Source organism: Bradyrhizobium australafricanum (genome assembly GCF_020329495.1).
GTDB lineage: Bacteria > Pseudomonadota > Alphaproteobacteria > Rhizobiales > Xanthobacteraceae > Bradyrhizobium > Bradyrhizobium australafricanum.
This window is the reverse complement of sequence record NZ_JAGKJL010000006.1, coordinates 167,447-183,016: the sequence shown is the minus strand read 5'-3', so window position 1 is coordinate 183,016 and position 15,570 is coordinate 167,447. Positions and strand designations below refer to the sequence as shown.

Sequence of the window (15,570 nt, the reverse complement as noted above, 5' to 3'; positions counted from 1 at the left end):
TCAATGGGCGCGGGGGCTGAGCGCACTGGTGATCGCGCCGACCGATGGCGGGTTCTCGTTCGCCCAGGCCTCATGCGCGGCCAGGTCGCGGTAATGCTCGGCCATGCGCAGCAGCCGCTCGCGGATGCCGGCTTCTTCCTCGCTTTTGGCCTGATCGGTCAATTGCGCGGCGCGTTCGAGAAGCGTTTTCGGATCGATCACGACAAGCTCCAAATCCGGTTTTCGCCAAGCGGACAACTGTTACAGGCAAGCACAGTTCCTGCCATGGTTTGATGACGGCGCATTCAGAGCTGGAACAAGCCGAGTCCCGCCATCACATCGCGCTTGGTGCGCTCGGTGATCTCCCGGGCTTTCAGGGTTCCGCGCCTGATCACGTCAGCGACATGGTCGCGATCGCCTGCCAGCTCGGCGCGCCGGGTCCGGATCGGTGCGATCAGGGCTTGCAGGATGTCCTCCAGCCGCCGCTTGACGGCCGCGTCGCCGAGACCGCCACGCCTATAGCGCGCCTTCAATTCCTCGACGGCGTGGTGATCGTCATCGAACGCGTCGAGATAGCTGAAGACGACATTGCCCTCGACCTTGCCGGGGTCGCCGACGCGCAGATGATCGGGATCGGTGAACATCGCGCGCACCGCAGCCGTGATGTCACCGGGCGAGGCCGAGAGAGCAATCGCATTGCCAGCGGATTTGCTCATCTTCGCGCGTCCGTCGACGCCCGGCAGCCGTCCCGCGCGTGGTATGACGGCCACCGCCTCCTGCAGGAGCGCACGGCCGGCGAGCGCGTTGACGCGCCTGATGATCTCGTTGGTCTGCTCAATCAGGGGAGCCTGGTCCTCGCCGACCGGCACGACGGTCGCCCGAAACGCGGTGATGTCGGCGGCCTGCGCCACCGGGTAGCACAGGAAGCCCGCAGGGATGTGGCGTCCAAATCCGCGGGCGCGGATCTCGTCCTTGATGGTGGGATTGCGCTCCAGCCGCGCGACGGTGACGAGGTTGAGATAGAGCATCGACAATTCCGCAAGCGCCGGAAGCTGTGACTGCAGGCAGATCGAGGTCCGTTCGGGATCGATGCCAACGGCGAGATAATCCAGCGCGACCTCGATGACGTTGCCGCGGATCTTGCCGATGTCGTGCGCGTTGTCGGTCAGCGCCTGCATGTCGGCGAGCAGCAGGTATTGCTCATGGCTGTCCTGAAACGCGAGGCGGCTTCTGAGCGAGCCGACGTAGTGGCCGAGATGCAGCGGCCCGGTGGTGCGGTCGCCGGTGAGGATGATCGGTTTGGTCACGGCTTATCTCCATTCGGTTGAATGGGGACACCGCATGCGGGCTGGATGAGGTGAAAGAAAAAGGCCGCCCAATGCGGCGGCCCCGAAATGCATGAACGCGTTCGGCCCGCCTGTCAGTCGGCGAGCCACCAGAGATTGGCGATCAGGATCGAGCGGTTCATGGCGTGAGGCGTAAGGCAATCGAACGAGCGGGTCAAGACGGCATAGCCAGTTATTCTTCCACTCGGCTATGCTCGAGTAATCGCTCCCCTGTGCTCCTCCGAGAACACGTGCGCATAAAGGTTGGCGATCCATTGCTTACCTTCCTGCGTGACCCGCAGATATCGAAGTGCGTCGCCGATATAGGGGCAGACGGCCTTCCAGAAGAAAGCAGGATACGCTGCGCGTAAATCATCGGGGGTCTGATATCCGAGTTTCTCGCTTGCGCCAGTCTCCTGAAATTCGGCAAACAAGGCTGACGTCTTCCGCAAATAGTCAATGTCGGCCAATTGGCCGATCAAATCCGCGGCACGAAGCAGGCCGGGATAATCCGCCGTACTGGTATGCTCCTCTTCCCCCGGTACCGGAAAGCGCGTGTGCTCGATGTTCGCCTCGATTTCCTTTGTGTCGATGGAGGTCAAGCTCACCTTGCCGAAACGCTCGCGGACGAAGAGCTTGGATCGTGTCACATGATAGGGGGTCAAGGACGCGTCCGTGGCACCAGCAGATATCCGGACGCGATCACCGTTTTCGTTACAAACATAAAGTCCGTCCCGGTCGCCTCGACATACACCGCGTACATAGCCGATGTCGTGGCATAAGAGCGAAATCATGAAATGGAGCCAGTCGCGCGGCCTGACGCCGCCTTCGCTCGTATGCTTCCCGAGTAAAATGTTCTGTCCCACCAACGTCACCATGATGGTGTGGTTCATGTCGTGGTAGGCCGCATCGCTATTGGCAATATTCTCCAACGCGAGGCGCCCAACGAAACCGATGATGTCCGGATAGGCGGGCTCGAGGATTCCGTAGATTTGGCCGTATGTACCCTTGAGTTGATCGACAAACGCTTGGATGACAATTTGAGTTGGGTTGAACATGATCGCCTCCAATGCGCGGATGCTATGCCGGTTTGGGTATTCCGTCACCGGATTGTTGGTCCTGCGAATTGGGCCGGAGCCCGGTGGCCCGGAGGCCTGTCGAGCCCTGGTTTTGGGGGCTACCCGGGATGAGGCAAGGCTGAACCACCGCTGATGGCCCATCGCGATCGATGCACCCGACCGCCAAACGGTCCGCTGTGAGGTGCATACCGGATCTTACCGAGACCGGGCCAAGCGGTCGCGATTGGACCCGAAGCGGGCAGTGGGGCCAGAACGAGGGTGGACCGAAGCGCGCATGTATCCGCCCATGGCTCCCAACTTCCGTCAATTTTTGATCGCCATGTCAGATGTGGAAATTCTTGTCGAAGCGTGGCGATAGGAGTCACGCGATCAATGCTTTCGTTCCAAGTGATTTGCAGGACGAGTAATGAAGAACGCAACACTGTTTGCCCTTGGTTTATTGGCGGCGGGAGTTTGGTCACAAGACAGCGCGAGATGTCAGACCTCGCTTTCCCCTCCGCTTTCGCTTGCGCCGCCGCCGTCGGATGAGGGATCGGCATCTCCGGCCAAAACCAACAGCGTCTTGCCGCCGACGGCGACCGCTAAGAGTTCGGTACTGCCCCGAGCCGCCAAAGAGTCTTTGCCACGCTCCACTGCCCCACGATCTGCCACTGTCGAACACACGCCGGTAGAGTCAGGCAGCGCTTCGCCAGCACAGGTGATCGACAGGTCGCCGCCGTCGGCTGGACCGGTCCCCGATTACGATGGTTTTAGCGTCGGCATCGACGACGACACGTCAAGCCGGACGACGCGACCCGTCAGGTCGCACCGGGCAAAGCAGCCCAAGCTCGATCAAGAAGCAGATCGTGTCTCCCGGCAGCAATCGGTCGATCCCGGGGACGATGACAAACTAAAGGGCAAGCTTACGATTTGCCGCGGCTGCAAGTAGCAGGTGCCACTCCGGGCGGACATTTGAACTGGCCCGTCATTTTGCGGGACTCTTGCGGCGCATGAGTCCGGAGTTGGCCCATCGCGACATATTCCGATGCTGCACAAAATGACCGCTATAAGGACAAAGCGGACGTAAGCTTCATCGCATGATGCCGCCGGGTTTATGGGGACATGCCCTAGTTGAACGCCATGCCGCCGCTCATCGCGATGGTCTGTCCGGTCATGTAGGGATTGTTGACCAGCAGCATCACGGCCTGCGCGACCTCCTCGGCGGTGCCGAAACGGCCGACCGGGATGCGGCTGACGAGCTCGCTCTGTCCCCTCATCATGTCGGTCTCGATCAGCGAGGGCGCGACGGCGTTGACCGTGATGCCTTCCTTGACGAGGCGCGCGGCATAGCCGCGGGTCATCCCCTCCATCGCCGCCTTGGATGCATTGTAGTGCGGCCCGATCGAGCCGGCGCCGCGCGCCGCGCCGGAGGAGATGTTGACGATGCGGCCCCATTTGCGGGTGCGCATCATCGGCAGCACCGCCTGCGTGCACAGAAACGCCGATTTGAGATTGACCGTGATGGTGCGGTCGAAATCCTCTTCGGTGAGGTCGTCGACACCCCTGACGATCGCGATCCCGGCATTGTTGACGAGGATGTCGACCGGGCCGAGCTCGGACTTGGCGCGCTCGACCAGCGCGGCGACGGCGGCAGCTTCCGAGACGTCGGCGGCGATCGCGACGGCGCGGCCGCCGGCGGCAATGATGCCCTTCGCCAGCGTCTCCGCCTCGGCCGAGCGCTCGCGATAATTGATGGCGACGGCTGCGCCGGCATCCGCCAGCATCTTGACGATCGCCGCGCCGATGCCGCGCGATCCGCCGGTCACCAGCGCCACATGTCCGTGCAGACTGCTTGTTGTCATCAAGGTCAACCTGTTCGACGTACCCTCGTAGGCTCGCAAACGGGAAGGCGCGGCGCAATGCAACTCTGCTCAAATCTGCGTTGGAGGCCGCCGCGCGGCGAAAAACCGGCTTCCGGGGCCGGAATCGGCCTTGCGTCCGGCCCGGGCCGGCGGCAATGGTTGGGACATCACTTCTTAGCCCACCCACGAGAGATCGATGAGCAAACTGATTGTCCGCGCCGGCGAGTTCACCTTTGACGCCCGTTTCGAGGAGCAGCTGGCGCCGAAGACGGTCGCCGCGTTCCGCAAGGCGATGCCGTTCGAGAGCCAGGCGATCCACGTGCGCTGGAGCGGCGAGGGCGTCTGGATGCCGCTCGGCGATCTCGACTTCGGCGTGTCCTACGAGAACCACACCAGCTATCCGGCGCCGGGCCAGATCATCCTCTATCCCGGCGGCATCAGCGAGACCGAGATCCTGCTCGCCTATGGCGGTGTGCATTTCGCCAGCAAGATGGGCCAGCTCGCCGGCAATCACTTCATCACGCTGACCTCGGGGCTGGAGAACCTCACTGCGTTCGGCAAAACCGTGTTGTGGAAGGGCGCGCAGAACATCCGCTTCGAGGAAATCTGATGTGACCGAGGCCCGCTATCCGCGCGATCTCCGCGGCTACGGCCGCAATCCGCCCGATCCGAAATGGCCCGACGCGGCGCGAATCGCCGTGCAATTCGTGGTCAATTTCGAGGAGGGCGGGGAGAACAACATCCTGCACGGCGATCGCGCCTCGGAAGCGTTTCTGTCCGACGTGCTCGGCGCGCAGCCCTGGGTCGGCCAGCGGCACGCCAATATCGAGACGATGTTCGAATATGGTGCGCGCGCCGGCTTCTGGCGGCTGTGGCGGACATTCACCGAGCGGAAGCTGCCGACCACGGTGTTCGGCGTCGCGATGGCGCTGAAGCGCAACCCGGATGTCGTCGCCGCGATGCAGGAGGCGGGCTGGGACATCGCAAGCCACAGCCTGCGCTGGGTCGAGCACAAGGACATGTCGGAGGACGAGGAGCGCGAGGAGATCGCCCGCGCCATTGCCGTGCATGCCGAGGCGACCGGCGCGCGGCCGCTCGGCTGGTACACCGGCCGCTCCTCGATCAACACGCTGCGGCTTTTGATGGAGGCGGGCGGCCTGCGCTATCTCTGCGATTCCTATGCCGACGATCTGCCGTACTGGATCAAGGCCGCCGGCACCGAGCCGCATCTCGTGATCCCCTATGCGCTCGATGCCAACGACATGCGCTTCATCAACGCGCAGGGCTTTGGCGGCGGCGAGGAGTTCTACACCTACCTGAAGGACAGTTTTGACGTGCTCTATGCCGAGGGCGCGACCTCACCGAAGATGATGTCGATCGGTCTGCATTGTCGCGTCGTCGGGCGTCCCGGCCGCGCCGCCGCGCTGATGCGCTTTCTCGACTACATCCAGAAGCACGAGCACGTCTGGGTGCCGACCCGGCTTGCGGTCGCCGAGCATTGGCACGCCAATATGAAGCATCTCGCCGCGGAAGCGTTTGAGATCGGCTAGCGCCGGTGCCACCAGCCGAATTGACGCAACATCCTGCGCATCCGAATTGCATCGGGTGAATTGCTGCGTTGCACAGACGTCAGAAGCGATCCCGGATTCCACGCGTTAGCAGCCTGCAATGCGGGAGCAGGCGGGTTTCATGCAAGACGTCCAGGAGATCGTAACCGGATTGGAACACACATTTCGCTGGGTTCCGGATTGGGTGGTCGGCCTCGTCCTGATCACGGCTGCGATCGCCGTTGCGCTCGTCGTTCACTCCATCGCGCAACGCATCGTCCATCGCATGGTGGGACCAAAGAATTCCGTCGCGCCGATACTGCTTGACCGGACGGCCGGTCCGTCACGGCTGGCGCTGTGTCTTGCCGCCCTCGCGCTGGTGTTGCCATTGGCGCCGCTCAACGATCTGCTGCGGCTGACACTCAGCCATTTCTTCGGCGTCGCCGTCATCGCGCTGATCGGCTGGATCTCGATCCGCGCCGTCGACATGGCGTCGGCCAGATATCTCGATAAATTTCGCCTCGACGTTGCCGAGAATTTCCTGGCACGCAAGCACGTCACCCAGGTGCGCGTCTTCAAGCGGGTCACCGACACGCTGATCGTCATCATCGCGGTCTCCACCGCGCTGATGACGTTCGACTCGGTCAGGCAATACGGCGTCAGCCTGTTCGCCTCCGCCGGCGCCGCCGGCCTGATCGTCGGTCTTGCCGCAAGGCCGTTGCTGAGCAATCTGATCGCCGGCGTGCAGATCGCCGTCACCCAGCCGATCCGGATCGAGGACGCGGTCATCATCGAAAACGAATGGGGCTGGGTCGAGGATATCGCCTCAACCTATGTCGTGATCCGGCTGTGGGACTGGCGGCGCATGGTGGTACCGCTGTCCTATTTCATCGAGCGCCCGTTCCAGAACTGGACGCGCGACGCGCAATCCCTGATCGGTGCGATTGCGCTGCATGTTGATTATAGCGCCGACGTGCCGGCGATCCGCAAAAGGCTGGAGCAGGCGGCGAAGGAGTCGCGGCTCTGGGACGGCGCGGTGGTCAATCTGCAGGTGATCGACACCCACCCGCGCACCATCGAGCTGCGCGCGCTGATCAGTGCACGGAATGCACCGCAATCCTGGGACCTGCGTTGCGAGATCCGCGAGAAGCTGCTGGCGTTCATCCGTGACGAGATGCCAGACACGCTGCCGCGCGATCGGGCGATCCTGGCGCCCGCTGTCGATGATTTCGGCCGGGCGTTCCTGCGCGGAGCGCCGGCACGGCAGCGCGCGGCGGCGCCGGCGCGCAGCTGATCCGTGATCCGCTCTAGTGCCCTGCCATGTGCCGGCCGATCTCGGTGAGGTCGGCCTCGCTGGCGCGGGCCTCATGCACGAAGGCGCCGTGGAACATCACGACCAGCCGATCCGACAGCTCCAGCAGCTCGTCGAGGTCTTCACTGACCAAGAGCACCGCCGCGCCCCGGTTGCGGGCGGCCATGATCTCGGCGTGGATCTGCGCCACTGCCGCGAAGTCGAGCCCGAAGCAGGGATTGGCGGCGATCAGCACCTCGACGTCGCCCGAAAGCTCGCGCGCCAGCACCGCGCGCTGCACATTGCCGCCCGACAGCGCCGCGATCGGCGTCTCCGGCGTGCGGGTCTTGATCTTGTAGCGGTTGATCTTGCGCTCGGCGTCGTTGCGGAAGGCGGCACGGTTCAGCCACCAGCCGCCGCGCGCGAACGGGGCGCGATCGAACTCGCGGAATGCGATGTTGTCGGCGACGCTCATGCCGCCGACGCAGGCGTTCTTCAGCGGCTCTTCCGGCAACAGCGACATCCTGTGGCGCCGCATCTCCGCGCGGCTCGCCGCATAGGTCTCGCCCTGGACGCGGATGGCGCCGCTCTCGGCCTCGCGCTGGCCGGCCAGGACCTCCACGAGCTGGCGCTGGCCGTTGCCGGAGACGCCGGCGATGCCGACGATCTCGCCACTCTTCACGGTCAGCGACACGCCGTGCACGGCGATCGCGCCGGCATCGTCAAGCGCGGTGAGCCTGTCGAGCTCGAGCCGGGCCACTCCGGTCTCGCCGGTGCGCGGCGGCTGCACCGTCAGCTGCTCGGCGCCGATCATGGTGCGGGCCATCTCGTCCGGCGTCAGCTCGGCGACCCGGCCGCTGCCGGCGAGCTTGCCGCGGCGCAGGATGGTCACCTCGTCGGCAAAGGCCATCACCTCGCGGAACTTGTGCGTGATCATCAGGATGGTGAGCTCGCCCGCGACCACCATCGCGCGCAGCATGCCGAGCACCTCGTCGGCTTCGCCCGGCGTCAGCACCGAGGTCGGCTCGTCCAGGATCAGGAAGCGCCGCTTCAGATAGAGCTGCTTGAGGATCTCGCATTTCTGCCGTTCGCCGGCGGAGATATCCGAGACCTTTGCGTCGAGCGGCACCTTGAACGGCATCCGCGCCAGGAAGGCCTCCAGCTCCTTCTTCTCCTTGCGCCAGTCGACCACGGCAGGCACGTCGTCGCGCGCCAGCACCAAATTCTCGGCAACCGTCATCGCCGGCACCAAAGTGAAATGCTGGTAGACCATGCCGAGCCCGAGCGCATGCGCGTCCTTCGGATTGGCGATCGCCTGCTGGCGGCCGCCGACAATGATGTCGCCTTCGGTCGCGTGGTAGTAGCCCATAATGCATTTGACGAGCGTGCTCTTGCCCGCGCCGTTCTCGCCGAGCAAGGCGTGGAACGAGCCGGGACGCACCTTGAGCTCGACATTGTCGAGCGCTGTGAAGTCGCCGAACCGCATCGTCATGGCGATGGCGTCGACGCCGAACGCGCCTGATGGTGCGGGCGGCTCGCCGATGATCACGACAGCGCCCCGATCAGGTCGGCGGATCTGGTCACCGCGCCGAACACGCCGCCCTGCATCTTGATCATCTTCAGCGCGTGATCGTGATTGCCCTTGTCGGTCGCGCCGCAACAGTCCTCGACCAGCACGCATTCGAAGCCGCGGTCGTTGGCCTCGCGCATCGTGGTGTGGACGCAGACATCGGTGGTGATGCCGGTCAGCACGATGTTCTCGATGCCACGCAGCCGCAGCATCAGCTCGAGGTCGGTGGCGCAGAACGAGCCTTTTCCGGGCTTGTCGATGATTGGCTCGCCCGGCAGCGGCGCGAGGTCCGGAATGATTTCCCAGCCGGGTTCGCCGCGCACCAGGATGCGGCCGCAGGGGCCGGGGTCGCCGATGCCGGCGCCGATCTGGCGCGAGCGCCAGCGCTTGTTGGCTGGCAGGTCGGCCAGATCAGGCCGGTGCCCCTCGCGGGTGTGGATGATGTGAAAGCCCTGCGCGCGCATTACCGCGAGCAGCTTCCTGATCGGCTCGATCGGCGCCCGGGTCAGCGAGAGGTCGTAGCCCATCTTGTCGACATAGCCGCCGACGCCGCAGAAATCGGTCTGCATGTCGATGATGATGAGTGCGGTATTCTCTGGCCGCAGATCGCCATTGTAGGGCCAGGCGTAGGGCTCGGACTTGATGAAGCGCTCGGGCATGAAATGATCTTTCGAGATGCTATCGGGTGATGGACAATTCGGCGGGTGCGCCGGTCAGCGTGCGCTTCGGCGAGCAGGTGATGATCATGATCGCGAGCGTCAGGATGTAGGGCGCGGCGTTGAACAAATGATAGCCGGAGGTGATGCCGACCGATTGCAGCGCGGGCCCGAGCGCGGCGGCGCCGCCGAAGGCGAGCGAGGCCCACAGGCAGAGCATCGGGTCCCAGCGCGCGAAGATGACAAGCGCCACCGCCGTGATGCCCTGTCCCGAGGAGAGGCCTTCGTTCCAGCTGCCCGGATAGAACAGCGACAGGAACGAGCCGCCGATGCCGGCGAGGAAACCGCCGACCATGGTGGCGCGCAGCCGGATCAGCAGTACCGAATGGCCCATCGCGCGCGCCGCATCGGCGCTCTCGCCGGCGGTGCGGATCAAGAGGCCCCAGCGCGTGGTCCTGAAGGCCCAATAGAGCAGCGGCGCGATCGCGACGCCGATCAGGAACAGCACGTTGATGCGCAGCGCCGCGCGGACCTGCGGGATGTCGCTCCACCAGCCGAAATCGATCGCGGGCAGCCGGGCCGCCGTCGGCTCGATCAGCGGCTTGCCGAGGAAGAACGCGAGGCCCGTGCCGAGCAGCATCAGCGCGATGCCGACCGCGATGTCGTTGACCCGCGGCAGCGAGCAGATCCCGGCATGCAGCGCGCCGAACAGCGCGCCGGTGATGCCGGCCGCGAGCACGCCAAGCCACGGCGAGCCCGACAGATAGGAGATGCCGTAGGCGCTCATCGCGCCCATCACCAGCGTGCCCTCGAGGCCGAGATTGATGCGGCCGCTTCGCTCGGTGATGCACTCGCCGAGGCTGACGAACAAAAACGGCGTCGAGACGCGGATGGCGCCGCCGAACACGGCGAGCGGGACGGTCCAGAGCCCGAGCGATGCATCCGCCATGTCAGGACTTTCCCTTCAGGAAACCGATGCGCCCGTAGAGCGCATCGCTCGCCAGCACGAACACGAAGATGATGCCTTGCAGCACCAGCACGGAGGCGTCGGGCAGGCCGAGCCGCCGCTGCAACAGGCCGCCGGAAGCCGAGATGCCGCCGAGCAGGATCGCCACCGGAATGATCGCCAGCGGATTCTGCCGCGCCAGGAACGCGACCAGGATGCCGGTGAAGCCGTAGCCCGCCGCGAGATTGGCATTGGTGCGGCCCTGCACGGCCGCGACCTCGATCATGCCGGCAAGCCCCGCGCAGCTGCCGGCGAGGAAGCAGACGGTCAGGATCAGCTTGCCGACACCGAGGCCGACGATCTTGGCGGCGCGGATGTTGCCGCCGGCGACGCGCGCGGCGAAGCCGAAGGTGGTGTGATAGATCAGGATGTAGGCGGCGATGGCGGCGACGAGGCCGAACACCAGGCCCCAATGCACGTCGGTGCCGGGAATGGTGCCGATCATGTTGGCGGCGCCGATCTCGCGCGTCGAAGGCTTGTTGAGGCTCGCCGGATCGCGCATCGGCCCCTCGACCAGATGGTTCAGAATCGCGAGCGCGATATAGACCAGCAGCAGGCTCGAGATCGTCTCGTTGACCCCGCGATATTGCCGCAGGCCGCCCGACAGCGTGATCCAGAGGCCGCCGCCGATCATGCCCGCGATCACCATGGCGATCTGCACCACGATCGGCGCCGCGCCCTGCAGCGCCAGCGCCGCCGCGGTCGCCGACAGTGCGCCGATCAGAAGGGCGCCTTCGCCACCGATGATCACCATGCCGAGCTGTGCCGGCAGCGCCGTGCACAGCGCGGTCAGGATCAGCGGCGCGGCGCGGATCAGCGTGTTCTGCCAGGAGAAGGCGGTGCCGAACGCGCCGTAATACATGTAGAAATACAGATCGAGCGGGTTCTTGCCGTAGAGTGCGACAAAGCCGCCGAACACCGCGAGCGCGCCGACCAGCGCCGCGCCCGGGATCAGGATGTATTCGATGCGCGCGCCGTGGCGCTGGAGGAATCCGGGATCGGCGGCCGGAGCGATGCCGGCCGCCTCCACCGATTCCGCCGTTTCCGTCGTCACGCGGTGGCTCCGATCACGCCCTCGACGAGATAGTCCATCTTCTCAAGCTCGGGATCCTGCTGGCCGCGATCGGTACCGGACGCGATCACCGTCTTGCCCTTGTTGTCGACGAGCGGGCCCTTGAAGATCGTAAACTCGCCGGACATGAACTTGGCCTTGACGTCGTCGGCGTGCTTGCGCGCCTCGGCGGACACCATCTCGCCATAGGGCGACACCTTGACGATCTCTTCCTTGAGGCCGCCGCGATAGAAGTTCGGGATCGCTTCGCCCGCGGTGATCATCTTGACGAATTTCGGGTAGAGCGCCTCCCAATTCCACTCGGCGCCGGTGAGATAGGCCTTCGGCGCCAGCGGCGACTGGTTGACGTGATAGCCGCATACAAGAGCGCCGCGGCGCGCGGCGTTCTCGACCATCGTCTTCGGTCCGTCGACATGGCAGGTCAGCACGTCGACGCCCTGGTCGATCAGGCTGTTGGTCGCCTCGGCTTCCTTGACCGGCATCGACCAGTCGCCGGTGAAGATTACCTGCGTGGTCGCCTTCGGATTGGCGAGCCGGGCGCCGAGCGTGAATGCGTTGATGTTGCGCAGCACCTGCGGGATCGGCTTGGCGGCGACGAAGCCGAGCTTGCCGCTCTTGGTCGAATAGCCGGCCACGATGCCGGAGATGTATTGCGCCTCGTCGATATAGCCGAAATAGCTGCCGGCGTTCTTCGGGTCCTTGTCGGACCACAGGCCGCCGCAATGCTCGAAGCGCAGTTTTGGAAACTTGCCCGCCATCTTGAGGACGTGCGGGTTGTAGTAGCCGAACGAGGTCGGGAACATGAGCGTGGCGCCGTCGAGATTGATCATGGACTCGATGGTCTTCTCGACTGCATCGGTCTCCGGCACCTTTTCTTCCTCGACCACCTTGATGCCGGGAAGCTTCTTCACCGCCGCGGCTCCTTGCGCGTGCGCCTGGTTGTAGCCGTAGTCGTCGCGCGACCCGACATAGATGAAGCCGATCGTGGTTTCCGCTGCCGCCGCGCCACGAATGCCAAGCGTGCTGCCGAGCGCCAGTGCGGCGCTCCCCTGCAATAAATGCCTTCTTGAAATCCTGCCAAAATCCATCGCCTGCTCCCTCCGGCGGGTCCGGCCCGCCTGTCCTTGTCGCAGCCGCCTGACGGCGGAGCTTGGGGGAAGTGTCGCAAGCTTCATGCCAGAGCACGTTTGGCGATCAGTCTTCCGTAAATGATTGAATGTATGTGAGAATGGTGATCGGTCCCGGAACGCTCGGAAGCCGATTGAGATCGATTTGCCTATTTTATGAGCGATCGATCGCTGTTGTATGCAATACCGTTAAGCAGTCGCTAACCGCCGGACAGCCGGTGCGAGCCCGGTCGGGACCTGCGCACGACGCGCCATTTGCCGGCTGGTGAATCGGATCGGGCCTGCTACGAGTGAAGCGGGCTCCGCCGGCCGCGTTGGATTGATGGGAAACAGCATGAGCGAGACAAAATCGTCCTCGAAACCGTCTTCCCTTGGCGAAGAGATCGTGGCGCGGATTGATCAGCTCGCGACGATCTCCGAGACGCCTGAGCATCTGGCGCGAATCTTCCTCACCGACGAGCATCGCAAGGCGGCCGATCTCATCCTGTCCTGGATGCGCGAGGCCGGCATGAGCGCGCATCTCGATGCGATCGGCAATGTCTGCGGCCGCTACGAGGGCGAGCGGCCGGGGCTGCCGGCGCTGATGCTCGGCTCGCATTACGACACCGTGCGCGACGCCGGCAGATGGGACGGCCCGCTCGGCGTCATCACCGCAATCGCCTGCGTCGCCGATCTGAACCGGCGCGGCAGGCGACTGCCGTTCGCGATCGAGATCGTGGGCTTTGCGGACGAGGAGGGCGTGCGCTTCGCCTCGACCCTGCTCGGCAGCCGCGCGGTCGCCGGCACGTTCGACGAGAGCGTGCTCAACACGCGCGATCGCGCCGGCACGTCGATGCGCGACGCGCTGATCCAGTTCGGGCTCGATCCCGATCATATCGGCAAGGCGGCACGCGCCCGCCGCGAGCTGCTCGGTTATGTCGAGCTGCACATCGAGCAGGGCCCCGTGCTGGAAGAGAAGGCGCTGCCGGTCGGCGTCGTCAGCGCGATTTCGGGCGCGACCCGGCTGGCGGCCAGCCTCACCGGCGTCGCCGGCCATGCCGGCACGGTGCCGATGAAGCTGCGGCGCGATGCGCTGGCGGGTGCTGCCGAATGCATCGTTGCGATCGAGCAGTTTTGCAGGTCCGACGAACAAGGCCTCGTCGGCACCGTCGGCTATGTCAACGCGATGCCGGGCGCCACCAATGTGATTCCCGGCAAGGTGTCCTTCACCATGGACATCCGCTCGCAGAACGACATGCATCGCAAGCGCGCCGTCGCCGACATCGTGCGGCAGATCAAGGCGATCGCAAAACGCCGCGACCTCGCCTTGCAGATCGATGTCACCCACGAGAACCGCAGCGTGCCCTGCGCGCCGTGGCTCAAGTCCCGGATCGCCGAGGCGGTCGCGGCCGAGGGCTATGCCGCGTTCGAGCTGCCGAGCGGGGCGGGGCATGACGGCATGGCGATGATCGATGTCGCCGACATCGGCATGATCTTCGTGCGCTGCCGCGGCGGGATCAGCCACAATCCGGCCGAGCATGTCGAGCTCGCCGATGCCGACATCGGCGCGCGCGTGCTGCTGCGCGTCGTCGAGAATTTTCGTCCGCACGTTGCAGTGAATAGCTAAAATTGCGCGCTTCGCAGGCCCTCGCTGAGGGGCGCTTGCTGTCCAGGTTGCGTCAGCACGCCGCAGGCACCGGTTCAGGGGCCGCTGCCGGCCCGACCCGTGCCTGATCCGGACAGATCAGACCACCGTTTCCGGCTCAGCTGGCCTATTTGCGGGCCGGGCGTGAAGCGCTAGACTTGGTGCAACGGGGGGTAGTGGACATGAGGTCGTCCGTCGTCCAGGACGTTCAGTTCCCAAAGCAACCGGCGCTGCAGCTGATCTATGACACTGCGCCGATCGGGCTCGCCTACCTCTCTCCGGATTGCCGTTACCTTCAGATCAACCAGCGTCTCACCGAGATCTGCGGCATTTCGGTCGAAGGTCACCTCGGGCGTACGGTGCACGATTGCGTGCCCGCGCTGGCTTCGGCCGTCGAAGGTATCGTTCAGTCGATCATGGAGACCGGAGAGCCCGTCACCGACGTGGAGGTTTACGGCCAGCGCCCCGGCCACAATGACGAGCGATGCTGGATCACGCATTGGCATCCGCAGCGCGAACCGAACGGGAGCATCGTCGGCGTCAACGTTGCGGCCGAAGAGATCACCGATCGCAAGCGCAGCGAACGCGAGATCCGCGCCGCGCGCGACGCAGCCGAGAAGGCGTTGCACCATCTGCAGGAGACCCAGGCGTCGCTGATCGAGGCGGAAAAGCTCGCGGCGCTGGGCCGGCTGGTGGCCGGCGTCGCGCACGAGATCAACAGTCCGGTGGGCACCAGTCTCACCGTCGCCTCGGTGCTGGAGCAGAAATGCGCCGACTTCGCTGCCGAGGCCGCGCGCGGCAAGCTGAAGCGATCCAGCCTGAGCGATTTCATCGAGGTCGTCGAAAGCGCCTCGTCGCTGCTGGTCGGCAACCTCAAGCGCGCGGCGGATCTGGTGCAATCGTTCAAGCAGGTGGCCGTCGATCGCAGCTATTTCGACCGGAGCCAGTTCGATCTCGGCGCGGCGACCGAGCAGGTTCTCTCGAACCTGCGTCCGGCCTTGCCGAAGAACAACCTGGCGCTCGAGGTCGATTGCCCGCCCGGTCTTGCCATGAACAGCTATCCCGGCCCCTACGGCCAGGTGCTGACCAACCTGTTCGTCAATTCGGTGGCGCACGCGTTTCCGGATGGCAAGGGCGGCATGATCACGATCCGGCTGCGCGCCTCAGGCGCGGACCAGGTCGAGATCCTGTTCGCCGACAACGGTTGCGGGATGGATCACGACGTGCTGCGGCAAGCCTTCGATCCATTCTTCACCACGCGCCGCGATATCGGCCGTATCGGGCTTGGTCTGCACATCGTTCATAACATCGTCACGAACCGGCTGGGCGGAGAGCTCCATCTCGACAGTGCGCCGGGCATGGGGACACGCATGCGGATCACGCTGCCACGGGTGGCGCCGCGGCGCGGAACCGACAGTTGATGCCCACAAGGGGCGTTGAGAAGGAAATGCTC

At 64.8% G+C, this 15,570-nt stretch carries 14 protein-coding genes; 5 read left to right on the top strand and 9 right to left on the bottom strand.

From position 1 onward, the window contains the following. The 4 genes from J6525_RS08165 to J6525_RS08150 all read right to left on the bottom strand — a co-directional run bounded on the left by J6525_RS08165 (position 1) and on the right by J6525_RS08150 (position 4,224). Positions 1-201, bottom strand: a complete 201-nt coding sequence (locus J6525_RS08165; protein WP_168857972.1) for a hypothetical protein — start codon at positions 199-201, stop codon at positions 1-3. A gap of 83 nt (positions 202-284) precedes the next feature. Next, positions 285-1,286 (bottom strand): tryptophan--tRNA ligase, encoded by a 1,002-nt coding sequence (trpS, locus tag J6525_RS08160; protein ID WP_225643503.1) that lies wholly within the window; start codon positions 1,284-1,286, stop codon positions 285-287. A 227-nt stretch (positions 1,287-1,513) separates the two neighbouring features. After that, positions 1,514-2,362, bottom strand: a complete 849-nt coding sequence (locus tag J6525_RS08155) for an Npun_R2479 family HD domain-containing metalloprotein (RefSeq protein ID WP_057015250.1) — start codon at positions 2,360-2,362, stop codon at positions 1,514-1,516. 1,127 nt (positions 2,363-3,489) lie between these two features. After that, positions 3,490-4,224: an SDR family NAD(P)-dependent oxidoreductase gene (locus J6525_RS08150; protein ID WP_225643501.1), complete on the bottom strand. Its 735-nt coding sequence runs from the start codon at positions 4,222-4,224 to the stop codon at positions 3,490-3,492. Between the two features lie 196 nt (positions 4,225-4,420). Between J6525_RS08150 and J6525_RS08145 the strand changes: the two genes are divergently transcribed. The 3 genes from J6525_RS08145 (at position 4,421) to J6525_RS08135 (ending at position 7,065) form a co-directional block, all read left to right on the top strand. Further along, positions 4,421-4,834: a DUF3830 family protein gene (locus tag J6525_RS08145; protein WP_016843084.1), complete on the top strand. Its 414-nt coding sequence runs from the start codon at positions 4,421-4,423 to the stop codon at positions 4,832-4,834. A 1-nt stretch (position 4,835) separates the two neighbouring features. Beyond that, positions 4,836-5,774 (top strand): allantoinase PuuE, encoded by a 939-nt coding sequence (gene puuE / locus J6525_RS08140; RefSeq protein WP_225643499.1) that lies wholly within the window; start codon positions 4,836-4,838, stop codon positions 5,772-5,774. Positions 5,775-5,913: 139 nt separating this feature from the next. Next, the gene (locus J6525_RS08135) at positions 5,914-7,065 is read left to right on the top strand and encodes a mechanosensitive ion channel family protein (protein ID WP_225643497.1); all 1,152 of its coding nucleotides are present in this window, start codon (positions 5,914-5,916) and stop codon (positions 7,063-7,065) included. Positions 7,066-7,078: 13 nt separating this feature from the next. Here the strand turns inward: J6525_RS08135 and J6525_RS08130 are convergent, their stop codons facing one another. Genes J6525_RS08130 through J6525_RS08110 form a run of 5 tightly spaced genes read right to left on the bottom strand, consistent with a single transcriptional unit; the run spans position 7,079 to position 12,454 of the window. Continuing rightward, positions 7,079-8,611: an ABC transporter ATP-binding protein gene (locus tag J6525_RS08130; protein WP_225643495.1), complete on the bottom strand. Its 1,533-nt coding sequence runs from the start codon at positions 8,609-8,611 to the stop codon at positions 7,079-7,081. Continuing rightward, entirely contained in the window at positions 8,608-9,291 is a 684-nt protein-coding gene (biuH, locus tag J6525_RS08125) for a biuret amidohydrolase (RefSeq protein ID WP_225643493.1), read from the bottom strand. Before biuH ends, J6525_RS08130 begins: the two co-directional genes overlap by 4 nt. 19 nt (positions 9,292-9,310) lie before the next feature. Next, positions 9,311-10,237 (bottom strand): ABC transporter permease, encoded by a 927-nt coding sequence (locus tag J6525_RS08120; RefSeq protein WP_018270387.1) that lies wholly within the window; start codon positions 10,235-10,237, stop codon positions 9,311-9,313. A 1-nt stretch (position 10,238) separates the two neighbouring features. Continuing rightward, positions 10,239-11,348 carry an ABC transporter permease gene (locus tag J6525_RS08115; RefSeq protein WP_225643491.1) on the bottom strand — a complete coding sequence of 370 codons (1,110 nt, stop codon included), beginning with the start codon at positions 11,346-11,348 and terminating at the stop codon, positions 10,239-10,241. Continuing rightward, positions 11,345-12,454 (bottom strand): BMP family ABC transporter substrate-binding protein, encoded by a 1,110-nt coding sequence (locus tag J6525_RS08110; RefSeq protein WP_225643488.1) that lies wholly within the window; start codon positions 12,452-12,454, stop codon positions 11,345-11,347. The genes J6525_RS08115 and J6525_RS08110 overlap by 4 nt, the downstream gene beginning before the upstream one ends. A gap of 373 nt (positions 12,455-12,827) precedes the next feature. Between J6525_RS08110 and J6525_RS08105 the strand changes: the two genes are divergently transcribed. Together J6525_RS08105 and J6525_RS08100 are read left to right on the top strand one after the other, a co-directional pair. Continuing rightward, complete coding sequence (locus tag J6525_RS08105; protein WP_225643487.1) at positions 12,828-14,099, top strand: allantoate amidohydrolase; 1,272 nt, start codon at positions 12,828-12,830, stop codon at positions 14,097-14,099. 200 nt (positions 14,100-14,299) lie between these two features. Continuing rightward, positions 14,300-15,538, top strand: a complete 1,239-nt coding sequence (locus tag J6525_RS08100; RefSeq protein ID WP_225643485.1) for an ATP-binding protein — start codon at positions 14,300-14,302, stop codon at positions 15,536-15,538. Positions 15,539-15,570 lie beyond the last annotated feature (32 nt).